This window comes from Siphonobacter aquaeclarae (assembly GCF_900103285.1).
Taxonomy (GTDB): Bacteria; Bacteroidota; Bacteroidia; order Cytophagales; family Spirosomataceae; genus Siphonobacter; species Siphonobacter aquaeclarae.
Genome location: NZ_FNGS01000008.1, coordinates 301,006 through 317,075, shown reverse-complemented (window position 1 = coordinate 317,075; position 16,070 = coordinate 301,006). Strand labels below are relative to the sequence as shown.

9 protein-coding genes are annotated in these 16,070 nt (G+C 53.4%); 1 reads left to right on the top strand and 8 read right to left on the bottom strand.

The window, feature by feature from the left end; all coding sequences use genetic code 11:
* Window positions 1-113 precede the first annotated feature (113 nt).
* Window positions 114-1,811, bottom strand: a complete 1,698-nt coding sequence (locus BLR09_RS20745; RefSeq protein ID WP_143011171.1) for a hypothetical protein — start codon at window positions 1,809-1,811, stop codon at window positions 114-116.
* Window positions 1,812-1,815: 4 nt separating this feature from the next.
* A complete protein-coding gene (locus tag BLR09_RS20740; protein ID WP_093207503.1) occupies window positions 1,816-3,708 on the bottom strand; it encodes a carbohydrate-binding protein in 1,893 nt (630 codons plus the stop codon).
* A gap of 256 nt (window positions 3,709-3,964) precedes the next feature.
* On the opposite strand from BLR09_RS20740, the gene BLR09_RS20735 reads away from it, so the two are divergent.
* Window positions 3,965-4,900, top strand: coding sequence for a beta-1,6-N-acetylglucosaminyltransferase (locus BLR09_RS20735; RefSeq protein WP_093207502.1), 936 nt, complete (start codon window positions 3,965-3,967; stop codon window positions 4,898-4,900).
* Window positions 4,901-4,974: 74 nt separating this feature from the next.
* Here the strand turns inward: BLR09_RS20735 and rpoC are convergent, their stop codons facing one another.
* From rpoC to rplK, 6 genes are all read right to left on the bottom strand, one after another.
* Complete coding sequence (rpoC, locus tag BLR09_RS20730) at window positions 4,975-9,294, bottom strand: DNA-directed RNA polymerase subunit beta' (protein ID WP_093207500.1); 4,320 nt, start codon at window positions 9,292-9,294, stop codon at window positions 4,975-4,977.
* A gap of 181 nt (window positions 9,295-9,475) precedes the next feature.
* On the bottom strand, window positions 9,476-13,339 hold the full coding sequence (gene rpoB / locus BLR09_RS20725; RefSeq protein WP_093207499.1) for a DNA-directed RNA polymerase subunit beta: 3,864 nt from the start codon (window positions 13,337-13,339) through the stop codon (window positions 9,476-9,478).
* 420 nt (window positions 13,340-13,759) lie between these two features.
* On the bottom strand, window positions 13,760-14,143 hold the full coding sequence (gene rplL, locus BLR09_RS20720; RefSeq protein ID WP_093207497.1) for a 50S ribosomal protein L7/L12: 384 nt from the start codon (window positions 14,141-14,143) through the stop codon (window positions 13,760-13,762).
* A gap of 111 nt (window positions 14,144-14,254) precedes the next feature.
* A complete protein-coding gene (rplJ, locus tag BLR09_RS20715; RefSeq protein WP_093207496.1) occupies window positions 14,255-14,791 on the bottom strand; it encodes a 50S ribosomal protein L10 in 537 nt (178 codons plus the stop codon).
* 3 nt (window positions 14,792-14,794) lie between these two features.
* A complete protein-coding gene (gene rplA / locus BLR09_RS20710; RefSeq protein ID WP_093207494.1) occupies window positions 14,795-15,493 on the bottom strand; it encodes a 50S ribosomal protein L1 in 699 nt (232 codons plus the stop codon).
* Between the two features lie 78 nt (window positions 15,494-15,571).
* Complete coding sequence (rplK, locus tag BLR09_RS20705; protein WP_093207493.1) at window positions 15,572-16,015, bottom strand: 50S ribosomal protein L11; 444 nt, start codon at window positions 16,013-16,015, stop codon at window positions 15,572-15,574.
* Window positions 16,016-16,070 lie beyond the last annotated feature (55 nt).

Below are 16,070 nucleotides of genomic sequence, written 5' to 3'. Positions count from 1 at the left end.
GAGACGTGTTCGCTTCGCCTGAACAGCCGGTCCGGTATTCCGCCGAACCGGCTGTATCCAGCAGTTGATGTATTATTTTCTGCCGAACATACAGGCTGATCAGACTTTGCGGGTTATGGGTTAAAATCCGCCAGTATGTCGCTGTAGTCAACGATAATAACTACCCTCTTACCCGGATTGGCATTTCGGGCAGCTGACCAGGCCCTCGATAGTGAAATGGCTCCGAGTTCATCTCCCTTTCCCTCAAGGGCGATCGACTTGAACATAACTTTGCAGTTGACAACGTTCCCGTTCAACAGATCGTCGCTTTTTCTCGTATACGATTTCGAAGCAAGCCCCGTAGCATTAGCGACATCAATCCATAAGGTTCCTTCATTTGGAGGATAAAAACCGGACAGGCCGATACCCGAATTGGTTATCGCGTTTACAGCATTCACCAGCAGCGTTCCGGGAGGCGCAAAATACTGTATGGGTGGCGAAGGCTCCCATACTGCGGCAGCCCCGGCGAATCTTGCTGCGCTGTTGATCTGATCGACAACCCATTCATCTTCGCCGTAGTCGTTACTATTGTTTGATTTAACAGCGGCCCACCAATCCCCGAGACTTAAACGGAGATTATATAAGTATGCCCGCATCCGGTAGGCATCGCCGTTCATAAGGGCGGCGACATCCAGCCAATAGAACTTCTTTCGTGTAAGAGGAACCTTCTCGAATACATATTTCTGAGCCTGGTATTCGAATTGAGCCTGAATCCAGTGATGAAAAAAGACATAATGCTTTTGCAGGTCTGCGGGACCATCTTTCAGCAATTCAGGTGTAAGCTCATTGACGGAAAAACCGGATACGTTTGCGCCTGTCCTGGAATTAAAAGTCTGTATGGTTCCAAATTTCTCCTGGCACCATTGAACAAATTTTGTCCTCATTGGCAGGCAATAGTCTCCGAACGATTGCATCGGGGATCCATCTGCCAATGTCACGTGGGCCGGATAATTTGCTTCGCCATTGTCTGTATTAAAGAAACTGATGCCTGCAATAGTCCCGTCGTTAATCGCTTTCTGGTAGCGCGTGCAGAATTTCCGGAGTGCTTCTTTATAGTGCATCAAAGCTCTGTCGGATGCATACGAGGCGATTCTTGTCAAGTATCCGTTTGAAGGCCGCGCGTCAAATAGTTCCTGATTAACCGTGCGCATCAGGTCATCTGTGCCATACGTAAATCCGGTTGAACTGATCTGTGAATCCAGGCATCCGCCGTCGAAAGTAATCCGGAGCAATCGCCGGGTCTCAATCGAGGAGCCGGAATGATAGGCAGTATAGATAAGGCGGTCGATGGTATTTACATCGTCAAACTCCGTCTGATCCGGAGCCGTATGATCATAGGCCTGTGTCCATCGCGGATGATCCCACTGCGCCTGCGTACCCAGGTACTGAAAAGCATGGAAGTGCCCGCTGTACATATTAAATCCCGGAAAGGAAGACATGGCATTAAAGGCGCGCACCTGTTCCGAAACATCGCCATAATAGGTCGCCCTGAGTCTCACCGGTTTATTCATTACCCTGTGGCTGACTTCATCGATCATTTTCATATAGCTTTTCCCCGTGGCATCGGTCACTTTATAGCCATATCCATAGCTATTGACGGAAAACAATTCTTCGTCTTTGACGGAGCTATTCCGTGTCTCAATAACTACGCCGCTTTCGTTAAGCAGTTCGTATTTATAAGGCTTCGTGCCTTCATTTACCCGGACATAGACGTTGGTCTGGGCGACAGCACGCATGGACAAAAAGACGAGTAATAAGTATGTCGTTTTCATTTGATTAATTCGAGGTAGTAAATGAGCTGACCTTCAGGCCATTCGGGGCTTGTGAAGCAATCGTAACGGTAGCGGCACCGGATGGCGCACTGGTACAGGCGCCAACGGTACAGGACGCCGTATACGGTGTAGTAACAGCGGGCTGAACCTGCATCGTTGCTCCGGTCGTGCCGTTGCTCCAGGTAACGACCCCGCCGGAGCATCCGGAAGCATTCAAAGTAGCCGTTTGTCCGACGGCAATTGTCACGCCGGAAGGTGATATGGTTGGAACCGGAGGAGGACTGCACCCCGGCGTCAGACAGGTTGCCGATTCAAATACAAACAGGCGATAACTATAGTATTGCTCTGAATGACTCCCCCACAATTGCAGCGCGGCGTCCGCGCCATAGTTCCGGATATCCCAGGTACTCCCGGAAGCCGTACTGATGCGGTAACTACCGTCGCCGCTGTTTTGTACCAACCAATGTTGCAGGGACGCGCCGGTATAGGCCGCCGCATTTAGTTGCGTGCCAAAACCATCGCCGGAGGCTGCAATAGCCAGGTTGCTGCCATCCGTTGTCATAAACGAATAGCTACCCGCCCCGGCCTGCGCGGCATACCAGAGCTGTCTGGCGCTTCCGTCGGCAGGTCGCTGTTCGAGTAAGTTTCCTGATACGAGGCTGATCGGGTTTCCGGTATATTTCGATTTTATGCGGTAGCAGCCACTGGCAAGACCAGACGATACCGGTATCGTAACAACCACCGTTACCGGCCCGGAAGCTTCGCTTTCACAGTCATTTACAGTACAGGTGGCGGTGTAGGTAGTCGTTACGGCTGGAGTTACTGATTGGGCGGTCAACGTTCCCACGACATTTCCGGAGTCGTCCTTCCACCGGACAGACCCGTCACAACCCGTCGCGGACAAAGTCGCAGGCTGTCCGGCTGAAATCGAAGCGGAAGCAGCTACCGCAGGTGCCGGTGGTGCTATGCAGGCGGCAGACGCCCCTTCCAGACACACTCTGTCCTGGTGAAAGCTCCCTCCTGAACCGCCCCGTACCCGAACAGTATTTGTCCCGGCGTTTAAACGAACGGTCAGGCTGGTTTCCGCATAGGTATACCAGCTTGTGGTGCTGGTCGTAGGCAACGATAGCTGCTGCACCGTACTTCCATTGACCACCAGACTCCCGGACGGTCTTTCGGCAGTGGAATACCGGAGTTTGAAGGAATAATTTCCGGCCGACGGTACATTGGTAAAAGTATAGTCCACGTAGTCGGATTGACCGGTATAGCTCCACAGCGCAGAACCACCCGAAGCGCCGGCATTGGAATAAACGCTGCCACTATGAGCGGAGGTACTCTCTGATTCGATGCACTGGCTATAGGCAGCGGCAGCTGCTTCACGGGCTGCTTCATTGCCTTTCAAAACCCGGACCGTCAGGTTGTCTTTTCTGATCCATGTATTGGCAGACAGGCTGCCGTCGGTTCGGATAAGTATGAAAGACCTTACACCTTCTCCGGAGACAAATTTTCCCCTGATTGTCCACTCCTGTACCGGCATTTTGGAGCTGACCTGACACAGCATGTTTTCATAGCAGTCTCCTGCCGTCGGCACAAACCCTTCCGGGAAAACCACGCGCAACCGGTTTTCCGACGGTACTTCGGTATAAAGAGACGACGGAGAAATACGCATAAAATGCGCGACTATCCTCAAGGCAAATACCTCGCCAACCGGTACATTTTTTACCGATGAAGTGATCGTATACCGGATGGGTTCGGGGCCGGATGTTCCTCGTTCCGGCTCTTTTCGCCGGGCAGGTGAGGAGGGTTCCTTGTTTTTGCTTTTTCCGGAATCGTCGGCAAGCACGGCCGTCACCCCCATCCAGCAGAGGGATAGAGTCAGCCAAAGTAGTTTTTTCATATCGGATCGGCCGAAGGGGTTGGAGTTCGGGCCGGTCCAAAACTAGGAAGTGAAAAATAAGAATAAATACCTACTAATAACCATCTGATTATTCGGTTGCTTTATTTAAAATTGTATATTCAATACGGTATTGAGGGACGAAATCCTTAAAATTGAATTGATTTTAACCTGATCTCCCCTCAACTGCCTGATTTTGCCTGCATAGTGGTATTGAAAATGAGTACATCTATTCGTTTGGAAACCAACCTGCTCAGGTATGTCTGTTCCGTCACCCGGCATTGCGTATCTTCTGATCGTTCATAGCCAACCCAATCATCTCAAGCGGATTATTCGCAGACTTGCCCACCCGGATGACCACTTTTTCGTGCTGGTCGATAAAAAACAGCACGCCGCGCCTTTTCAGCAAGCGTTGTCCGGTTTGAAAAACATTACCATTCTTCCTCAGACCACGTCAATTTACTGGGTGGGAATGGGAACGGTCGAAGCGGAGCTCGCCCTCTTCCGGGCGGCATTTCACCGCGGTCCGTTTGCTCATTATGTATTGATGAGCGGGGCGGACTATCCCATCAAGCCGATGCCCTATATCCGGCAGTTCCTGCTCAGTGCCGGCAAGAACTTCATTCCTGTTCATAGCCGCCTCCATCCCGGCGGCGAGGCGCACTTTACCTCCCGGTTTACCCGCTATCATTTCCTGAACAACGATTACCTTAACCCCCGCGGAGCCTATCGGAATCACCGCTTTTTCCGGCAGGTACGCAGGCTTCTCGAAAAATACCCGATCCCCCGGCGTATGACACGGAGCCGGACTATTTACCACGGCCCAACCTGGGTCAGTCTGACGCATTCTTTCGTCGACTATGTATTGAAGACAGTCAGCAGGCAGCCGAACGAGCTGGCATTTTACAGGCATACCTATTGCCCTGACGAAATGTTTCTACATTCCCTGATCAAAGAATCGCCTTTTGCTACGTCAAATTATTACGATTTTGAACGGGAGACAGACGGCAAAAACTGGCTTGGGCTATTTTATGCCGACTGGCACACGCCCGATGTCGTCCTCCCGAAAACACTGGATACTGCCGATTTCAATGCGCTGAAAGAAAGCCATCCGCACGCATTGTTCGCACGGAAATTCGACGAAAAAGCGTCTGCCGGCCTGCTCGACCGGATAGATGAATACCTGCTCGTCTGACCTGTGGAAAAACGAAAAACCCCGGGTCGTTTCCAACCCGGGGTTTTTCATTTTATCAGGAAGTAAACCGGAGATTAAGCCAGTTCTTTCTTCTTGCGGGAAGACGCCTTGGACTCGGACATCTTTTCTCCTTCTTCCGGATTGGAGACCAGAAGATCCTGGTAGCGGCGAACGCCGGTACCGGCCGGAATGAGGTGTCCGACAATAACGTTTTCCTTGAGACCTTCCAGCTTGTCGGCCTTGGCCCGGACAGCGGCTTCGGAAAGTACCTTCGTCGTTTCCTGGAAGGAAGCCGCCGAAATGAACGATTCCGTGCCGAGAGAGGCCTGGGTGATACCCATCAACGTCGGGCGGGAAACGGCCGGCATAGCGTCACGTACGAGGACGAGCGCTTTATCCTGACGTTTCAGCGTCGAGTTTTCGTCGCGCAGCTGACGTGCCGTGATGATCTGACCTACCTTGAGGGCAGCTGAATCACCGCCATCGATTACGACCTTCCGATCCAGGATCGAGTCGTTTTCGGTACGGAACGTCCACTTGTCTACGCCCTGGCCTTCGAGGAAGTTGGTATCGCCTGCATCGATAATCTCCACTTTCTGCATCATCTGACGAACGATACATTCGATGTGCTTATCGTTGATTTTTACCCCTTGCAGACGGTAAACTTCCTGGATTTCATTTACCAGGTATTCCTGAACCGCGGTAGGTCCTTTGATCGACAGGATGTCGGCCGGGGTGATGGCACCATCCGACAGCGGCATACCGGCCTTGATGAAGTCGTTGTTCTGAACGAGGATGTGCTTCGACGTCGAAACAAGGTACTTCTTCTCGGTTTCGTCTTTTCCGCGGACGAAGATTTCCCGGTTACCACGCTTCACAGCGCCAAGGGTAACCACGCCGTCGATTTCCGAAACAACCGCCGGGTTCGACGGGTTACGGGCTTCGAACAATTCCGTTACCCGGGGCAGACCACCCGTAATGTCACGGGTTTTACCTACCGAACGCGGAATCTTCGCGAGGATATGACCGGCCTGAAGTTGAGCGCCGACTTCAGCAGCCAGACGCGCGCCTACCGGCATGTTGTACCCACGGCTGGTACCGTCTTCGTTCTTCACCCAAACCGTCGGGTTCTTGGTGCGGTCACGGCTTTCGACGATTACCTTTTCCTTAAAGCCGGTCGTTTCATCGAACTCTTCCTTAAAGGTGAGTCCTTCTTCGATGGCTTCGTAATCTACCGTACCGGAGATTTCACTGAGGATGACGGCGTTATAGGGATCCCAGGCGCAGAGTTCCTGTCCTTTGGACACCTTCTCGCCATCTTTCACACTCAGGTAAGCCCCGTAAGGTACGTTGTTCGAGATCAGCACCTGACCGGCATAGGCCGTTCCGGCTTCACCGATGATCTGGATTTCACCTGAACGTCCCATGACCACGAGGGTATCCTCGCCGCCCGTCGGACGGGTGGTTTCCAGCGTACGGAGTTCTTCGAAGCGAACAATACCTTCAAACTTGGCCCGGATGGTCGCATCCAGGGCAATGTTCTGGGCAGTACCCCCTACGTGGAACGTACGGAGTGTCAGCTGGGTACCCGGTTCACCGATGGACTGGGAAGCGATAACCCCTACAGCCTCACCGATGTTGACCATCCGTCCCGTCGCGAGGTTCCGGCCGTAGCACTTCGCGCATACCCCGTTACGGGTTTCGCAGGTAAGTACCGAGCGGATTTCCACGCTTTCAATAGCGGTTTCGTCGATTTGCTTCGCCTTGTCTTCGTCGACGATTTCGCCGGCTTTAACAATGGTTTCGCCCGTCAGCGGATCCACTACATCATAAGTCGTTACACGGCCAAGGATACGCTCGGACAGCGGCTCGACGATGTCGTCGTTTTCCTTCAGAGCCGAGATCGTGATACCCCGCAGCGTACCGCAGTCTTCTTCGTTGATGACAACGTCCTGGGCAACGTCGTGGAGACGACGGGTCAGGTAACCGGCATCCGCCGTCTTGAGGGCGGTATCAGCCAGACCTTTCCGTGCACCGTGCGTCGAGATAAAGTACTCGAGTACGTCCAGACCTTCCTTAAAGTTGGAACGGATCGGGTTTTCGATGATTTCGCCGACAGAACCCTGGAGGTTTTTCTGCGGCTTCGCCATCAGACCCCGCATACCGCCCAGCTGACGGATCTGCTCGCGTGAACCGCGGGCGCCGGAGTGCATCATCATGTAGATGGAGTTGAAACCACCCTGATCTGACTCCAGCTGCTTCATCAGCGTATCGGTGATCTTGGAGTTTACACGCGTCCAAATATCGATGATCTGGTTGTAACGCTCGTTGTCCGTGATCAGACCCATGTAGTAGTTGTCCCACACGCCCTGAACGTCTACCTCGGCGCCGGAGAGAAGCTCCTGCTTCGCTTCCGGAATCTTGATGTCGTTCAGACCGATCGACAGACCACCCTTGAATGCCATCCGGAAACCGAGTTCCTTGATGTCATCGAGGAATTGAGCCGTACGGGCTACTCCCGCAATCTTGAAGACGTGGGCAATGATCTGCTGAAGCTTCTTCTTCGTGAGCAGTTCGTTGAGGTATCCCACTTCTTCCGGAACGGCCTGGTTGAACAGGACACGACCGGCTACCGTTTCAATGATCTTCGTTTCAAACGTTCCGTCTTCGTTGCGGACGCGTACCTTACACTTGATGTTCGCGTGCTTCGAAATACGGTTTTCGTTGACCCCGATGATGACTTCTTCCGCTCCGTAGAACGTCATGCCTTCACCCGGGATCGGGTATTGTTCGGTATGCTTGCGGCCTTTCGTCACGTAGTACAGACCAAGAACCATGTCTTGAGAAGGTACTGTGATGGGCGCGCCGTTTGCCGGGTTCAGGATGTTGTGCGACGCCAGCATGAGCAGAGAGGCTTCCAGAACGGCTTCATGTCCCAGGGGAACGTGAACGGCCATCTGGTCACCGTCAAAGTCAGCGTTGAATGCCGTACAAACCAGCGGGTGCAGCTGAATAGCCTTTCCTTCGATGAGCTTCGGCTGGAACGCCTGGATACCCAGACGGTGCAGCGTCGGAGCCCGGTTCAGGAGTACAGGGTGTCCTTTCAGTACGTTTTCGAGGATGTCCCAGACCACCGGGTCCTTGCGGTCCACGATCTTCTTGGCCGACTTCACCGTCTTGACGATACCGCGCTCGATGAGCTTCCGGATGATGAACGGCTTGAAAAGCTCGGCTGCCATGTCTTTCGGCAGACCGCACTCGTGCAGCTTCAGTTCCGGACCTACTACGATAACCGAACGACCGGAGTAGTCGACCCGCTTACCGAGGAGGTTTTGACGGAAACGTCCCTGCTTACCTTTCAGCATGTCAGAAAGCGACTTCAGCGCCCGGTTTCCTTCGGAACGGACCGCATTCACTTTCCGGGAGTTGTCGAAGAGCGAATCAACCGCTTCCTGGAGCATCCGCTTTTCGTTGCGGAGAATTACTTCGGGAGCCTTGATTTCGATGAGGCGCTTCAGACGGTTGTTCCGGATGATTACCCGGCGATACAGATCATTGAGATCGGAGGTCGCAAACCGGCCGCCATCCAGGGGGACGAGCGGGCGCAATTCGGGGGGAATCACCGGTACCATACGGATCACCATCCACTCGGGGTGGTTCTCGATACGGGTCTTCGCGTCGCGGAAAGCCTCCACGACTTTCAGCCGCTTCAGTGCTTCCTGCTTCCGCTGCTGCGACGTATCGGTCGCCGCCGCGTGACGGAGTTCGTAAGACAGTTCGTCGAGCCTGATGCGCGAAAGCAGCATTTCCAGCGCCTCAGCACCCATCTTCGCAATAAACTTGTTCGGATCAGTGTCGGGCAGCAACTGGTTTTCGCGCGGGAGCTTGTCGATGATGTCGAGGTACTCGTCTTCCGTCAGGAAATCAAGCGCCTGCACACCGTCTTCCGCCTTGATACCCGGCTGAACAACCGCGTACCGCTCGTAGTAAATAATTTGGTCGAGTTTCTTCGAAGAAACGCCCAGCAGGTAACCGATTTTGTTCGGAAGGCTCCGGAAGTACCAGATGTGTGCCACCGGAACAACCAGTTCGATGTGGCCCATCCGCTCGCGGCGTACCTTCTTTTCGGTCACTTCCACGCCGCAACGGTCGCAGATAATGCCCTTGTAACGAATCCGTTTATATTTCCCGCAGTGACATTCCCAGTCTTTGACAGGACCGAAAATCCGCTCGCAGAACAACCCGCCCATTTCAGGCTTGTAGGTCCGGTAGTTGATGGTTTCGGGCTGCGTCACTTCACCATACGACTGCTCCAGGATAGACTCCGGAGAAGCGAGGCTGATCGTAACTTTCTGGAAGTCACTGTTAAACTTTTTACCCTTTTTCAGCGACATAATTGTCTGTTTTAGAGTGAAAAAAAGACTTCAGCTCTTTGTTTTATTCTACTGCCGTTGCCGGCCACCCTTCGCGGTAAAAACAGGCACTCCGCTTTCCCGCGGTACCGGGCCTGCGGGTTTTTCAGGCCGGGTGTGAAAGCCGGTCGTGCACGCGATACGCACACGACCGGGCTCGATGTTAGTCCAGCGTAATCTCCAGCGCCAGACCACGGAGTTCGTGGATGAGGACGTTGAAAGATTCCGGAATATTCGGCTTGGGCAGGTTTTCACCCTTCACAATGGCTTCGTATGCCTTCGCACGGCCCTGCACGTCATCCGACTTCACGGTCAGAATTTCCTGCAGGATGTGAGACGCACCGAATGCTTCCAGTGCCCAAACTTCCATTTCCCCGAAACGCTGCCCCCCGAACTGAGCTTTACCACCCAGCGGTTGTTGCGTGATGAGGGAGTAGGGGCCGATCGAACGGGCGTGCATCTTGTCGTCTACCAGGTGACCCAGTTTCAGCATGTAGATGATCCCGACCGTTACCGGTTGATCGAAGCGATCGCCGGAAAGACCGTCGTAGAGGAAGGTCCGTCCGAACGCCGGCAGGCCGGCGGCTTCGAGTTCGTGTACCACTTCTTCTTCGGAAGCACCGTCGAAGATCGGCGTGGCGTACTTCTTGCCGAGTTTCTGACCGGCCCAGGCCAATACGGTCTCGTAAATCTGACCGATGTTCATCCGGGAAGGTACCCCCAGCGGGTTCAGTACGATGTTCACCGGCGTACCATCTTCAAGGAACGGCATGTCTTCTTCACGGACAATACGGGCCACAACCCCTTTGTTACCGTGGCGACCTGCCATCTTATCCCCTACCTTCAGCTTGCGCTTCTTGGCGATGTATACTTTGGCGAGCTGTACAATACCGGCGGGCAGTTCGTCACCGACTTCGAGGGCGAAACGCTCGCGCTTGAAGTGGCCGGAAACTTCACTCCGGTTCTTGATGTAGTTCTTCACCAGGGTAACGAGGAGACCGTTGAGGTGCTCATCGTCGGTCCAGCCTTCGAGGTTCAGGTCCGTCAACAGGTTGACTTCTTCCGGCACCGCGTAGTTGCTTTCATCCCGGTACGGGTTCTTCTCGGGGAAGAGGTACGTTTCGATGTTCGCACGGGTGAAGCGCGTGGTCTTCGGCATTACTTCATCACCGAATTTGTGCTTCACGCCCTGAGACGCCTTGCCTTCGAGCAGCGCGGCGATCTTGTCGATCATCGTGTCCTTGATCCGGTTCAGGTCCCTGCTGTACTGCTTCATCAGCACTTTCAGGTCGGCCTTGGCCTTCTCACGTACTTCCTTCTCCTTGCTCGGGCGCTTGAAGAGCTTGGTATCGATAACCACACCCTTGAGCGACGGCGGTGCTTTCTTGGAAGCATCCTTCACGTCACCGGCCTTGTCGCCGAAGATCGCACGGAGGAGTTTTTCTTCCGGAGTCGGGTCGGTTTCTCCCTTCGGCGTAATCTTACCGATGAGAATGTCGCCTTCCTTCACTTCCGAACCGATGCGGATGATACCGTTTTCATCGAGGTTCTTGACCATGTCTTCTGACACGTTCGGGATTTCAGAGGTAAGCTCTTCTTCTCCGCGCTTGGTGTCACGAACTTCCAGGTCAAATTCTTCGATGTGGATCGAGGTGAAGACGTCGTCGCGGACGATCTTCTCCGAAATCACGATCGCATCTTCAAAGTTGTATCCCTGCCAGGGCATGAACGCCACGAGCAGGTTGCGGCCCAGGGCGAGTTCGCCCTGCTGGGTTGCATATCCTTCGGTCAGGATCTGGCCTTTCACCACGCGCTCGCCCTTGAAGACGATCGGCTTGAGGTTGATGCAGGTATCCTGGTTGGTCCGGCGGAACTTCACGAGGTTGTACGTCCGGACTTCGCTGTCGAAGCTCACGAGCTTCTCTTCGTCGGTCAGGTCGTAGCGAACCACTACTTTTGTCGCATCTACAAACTCGATCACACCGTCGCCTTCTGCCGCCACCATCGCACGCGAATCTTCGGCTACGCGGCCTTCGAGACCGGTTCCGACGATCGGTGCTTCGGGGCGAAGCAGGGGCACAGCCTGACGTTGCATGTTGGAGCCCATCAAGGCCCGGTTCGCATCATCGTGCTCCAGGAAGGGAATCAGGGACGCAGCCACTGAAACGATCTGATTGGACGCGATGTCCATCAGCTGGGTTTCAGCAGGCGCCGCCATCGGGAAGTCGCCTTCGAAACGGGTTTTGATCTTGTCTACCAGGAAATTACCCTTGGTATCGATCTCCGCGTTTGCCTGAGCAATGTACTGGCCATCTTCTTCTTCCGCAGTCAGGAACACGATTTCGTCGGTTACCTTGCCGTCAGCGATCTTCCGGTAGGGCGTCTCGATGAAGCCCATGGAGTTGATCTTGGCGTGAACGCAGAGCGAAGAAATCAGACCGATGTTCGGACCTTCCGGCGTTTCGATCGTACAGAGGCGACCGTAGTGCGTATAGTGAACGTCACGAACTTCGAAACCGGCGCGCTCGCGGGAAAGACCACCGGGGCCAAGTGCCGACATACGGCGCTTGTGGGTGATCTCGGCCAGCGGGTTCGTCTGGTCCATGAACTGAGACAGCTGGTTGGTTCCGAAGAATGAGTTGATGACGGAAGACAGCGTCCGCGCGTTGATCAGGTCAACGGGCTTGAAGTCTTCGTTGTCACGCACGTTCATCCGCTCCTTGATCGTACGGGCCATCCGGGAGAGACCTACGCCGAACTGGGCGTAAAGCTGCTCGCCGACCGTCCGTACACGGCGGTTGGAAAGGTGGTCAATGTCATCGACCACTGCCTTGGAGTTGATCAGACCGATCAGGTACTTCACGATGCAGACAATATCTTCTGTCGTGAGCACCTTCGTGTCCATCGAAATATCCAGACCCAGCTTCTTGTTGATCCGGTACCGGCCTACGTCGCCGAGGTCATACCGCTTGTCTGAGAAGAAGAGGCTCTGGATGATGTCCCGTGCCGTCTGCTCATCCGGTGCTTCGGTGTTCCGGAGCTGGCGGTAGATTTGCTCTACTGCTTCCTTTTCCGAGTTTGCCGAGTCCTTCTGGAGCGTATTGTAAATGATATTGTAGTCGGCGATGTTCATATCTTCCTTGTGGAGGATGATAGACTTCACGCCGCTATTGAGAATCAGATCTACGTCTTCGGAAGTCACGACCGAATCCCGTTCCATGAGGATTTCGTTCCGGTCGATCGACATTACTTCTCCCGTGTCTTCGTCTACGAAGTCTTCCTGCCAGGTCCGCAGTACCCGCGCAGCGAGTTTACGGCCCAGCGCCCGCTTGAGAGAGGCGGGAGTAGCGGGGAGTTCTTCGGAGAGGCCGAACAGGTCGAGGATTTCCTTATCTGATCCGAAACCAATGGCACGGAGCAGCGTCGTCACCGGGAATTTCTTCTTCCGGTCGATGTACGCATACATCACGTTGTTGATATCGGTCGAGAATTCGATCCAGGAACCCTTGAACGGAATAATACGGGCCGAATACAGCTTCGATCCGTTGGTGTGCTTGCTCATGGAGAAGAATACCCCCGGTGAGCGGTGCAGCTGGGAAACGATGACGCGCTCGGCACCGTTGATCACGAACGAGCCGCGCTCGGTCATGTAGGGAATATTCCCGAGGAATACTTCCTGCTCAATGGTTTCGAAATCTTCGTTGTCCGGGTCCTCGCTCCGGAGACGGAGCTTGGCTTTGAGCGGGAGCGCATAGGTCAGCCCGCGATCGATCGATTCGTCTACCGAGTACTTCGGCGGGTCGATCGAGAAGTCGACAAACTCGAGAATGTAGTTCTCGCGTGAGTCTGTAATCGGAAAGTTTTCCGCAAATACTTTAAAAAGACCTTCATTTTTTCGGCGGTCAGCCGGAGTCTCCAGTTGGAAAAACTCTTTGAAGGACTTCACCTGCAGATCCAGAAAGTCGGGGTAGTCGATGACCGGCCGGATGCGGGCGAAGTTGTGTCTGTGAGTTTTGTTGTTTGCCAAGGCACTACGGTTTTAATAGTCCGATTTTGACAATTTGACATCGGGTGATGCCAAGCCGGGAAAGCGGTAACAGCGTCTTTCCCAAATGAGTACCTCGTAGTTGACGGGTGTATTTCCCTCTTGGATTCCCCTACGAAATGGAATCGTGTTTCGGAAATAAACCCCTGGGGTAAGAACCTGTCGGATGAGATTCATCCGGTGGGCCGGAAACAGGAAAATTCCGGCACGCAACTTGTATAACCCGGGAAATCCGTTTTTTGTTCAAATCCGGACTTCCTTACCCTACCTGTCGCCACATATACTGATAATCAGCACACTACGTCGACCGGCAAGTGTATGCTATCGCCTTCCCGTATGAACGCAGGAAAGACCCAGCCCGGAGACTGGGTCTATTCTGCTTTGCAATCGGAAAGGAAGCAATTACTTCACTTCAACTTCAGCACCAGCCTCTTCGAGAGCTTTCTTCAGTGCTTCAGCTTCGTCTTTCGTAACGCCTTCTTTCACCGGCTTCGGAGCACCGTCAACCAGTTCTTTCGCTTCTTTCAGGCCAAGACCGGTCAGATCTTTCACAACCTTCACCACTTGCAGCTTACCAGCGCCGGGGCTCTTCAGGATTACGTCGAAAGAAGTCTTTTCTTCAGCGGCCGGGGCATCACCACCAGCAGCAGCGCCACCAGCTACAACTACAGGAGCAGCAGCAGCAGGCTCGATACCGTACTCATCCTTCAGGATTTGTGCGAGTTCGTTAACTTCCTTAACCGTCAGGTTTACCAGCTGCTCAGCAAATGCTTTCAAATCTGCCATTTTATTATTCGTTAAATTTTTTCGAAATGAGTTAAAAACAGAGTGATTTATATTCAGGCTTGGAAGCCAAATCGGAGTTCAGTTCCCGGCCGGAGCCGAATGAACCGAAGGTTACTCGGGACGCTCGCCGAGCGTCTTGAGGATACCGGCGATCTTGTTTCCACCACCTTGAAGACCGCTGATAACGTTCTTCGCGGGAGACTGGAGAAGGCCGATGATTTCGCCGACGAGTTCTTGCTTGGACTTCAGGTTGAGGAGCGTTTCGAGCTGATCTTCGCCGATGAATACGCTGTAGTCAACAGAAGCACCCTTGAACTTGAGCTTGTTGGCTTTTCCGGATTCCTTGATAAAGTCCTTGATCAGTTTGGCAGGAGCTTTACCCGATTCCGGATGGAACATGATGCCGCTGAATCCTTTGAGAACATTCTCGGTGAATTCAACGTAGTCGGTGTCGAGTTGCTCGAGTGCTTTCGCAATGAGGGTGTTTTTTACAACACGGTACTCGATTCCGGCCTGGAAGCATTTTCTGCGAAGATCGTTCGTCTGCGCAACGGACATGCCGCCTGCATCGGTAATATAGAAATACGGAGTGGTCTTGAACTTTTCAGCCAGCTCCTCGATGATCACACCTTTTTCTTCTCTTGTCATGACTTACAGACCGTTTACAGTGTTTTTATCAATTTGCACACTCGGGCTCATGGTACTTGACAGGAAGATGCTCTTCACATAGGTACCTTTTGCCGAGGACGGCTTCAGCTTCATGAGGGTGTTGATTACCTCCTGCGCGTTTTCAGCCAGTTTACCCGGTTCAAAAGAAACTTTACCGATAGAAGTGTGAATGATACCGGTCTTGTCGACTTTGAAATCGATCTTACCAGCCTTCACTTCCTTCACCGCATTACCTACTTCCAGTGTTACCGTACCAGACTTCGGGTTGGGCATCAATCCGCGGGGACCGAGGATTTTACCCAGACGGCCGATTTTTGCCATTACGGTCGGCATGGTGATGATCACGTCGATATCAGTCCAGCCTGCCATGATTTTCTCGATATAATCATCGAGACCGACGTGGTCGGCTCCGGCAGCCTTGGCTTCTTCTACCTTGTCAGGTGTACAGAGAACGAGAACACGGACATCTTTCCCGGTTCCGTGCGGCAGGGCAACAACGCCACGGACCATCTGGTCTGCCTTACGGGGGTCTACGCCGAGACGAACATCGATATCAACAGATGCGTCGAACTTGGTGTAAGAGATTTCCTTCAGAATGGAAGCTGCCTTTTCCAGGTCATACGCGGCTGCCTGATCAAACTTGGCGCGCGCTTCTTTTTGCTTCTTGGTTAACTTCGCCATTGGAATGGTGTTTTTGGGGTAAGTGACGAACGTACGTGATCAAACGATCACCCCTTGTTCTCCCCCGTTTGCGAAAAATTAAGCCTGCCAGGGGGCGGTACCGGAAACGGTGATCCCCATAGAACGGGCAGTACCGGCAACCATCTTCATCGCTGCTTCGATGGTGAAGCAGTTGAGATCCGGCATTTTGATTTCGGCGATGGTACGGATCTGGTCCCAGCTGACGGAGCCTACTTTCTTCAGGTTAGGCTGGGCAGAACCCAGTTTCACCTTTGCAGCTTCCAGCAGCAGGTTGGCAGCCGGAGGAGTCTTGATAACGAAATCGAACGATTTGTCCGAGTAGTACGTAATCAAGACCGGCAGCACCTGACCCATTTTGTCTTGGGAACGGGCGTTGAACTGCTTGCAGAATTCCATGATGTTCAGACCCTTGGAACCCAGCGCCGGACCGATCGGGGGCGACGGGTTTGCCTGACCACCTTTCACCTGCAGTTTAACGTATCCAGTGATTTGCTTAGCCATTGTTTGGATAAAATTTGAGGCTGCCGGGCAGCCCTGTTGCATCTATCGAAAGAAG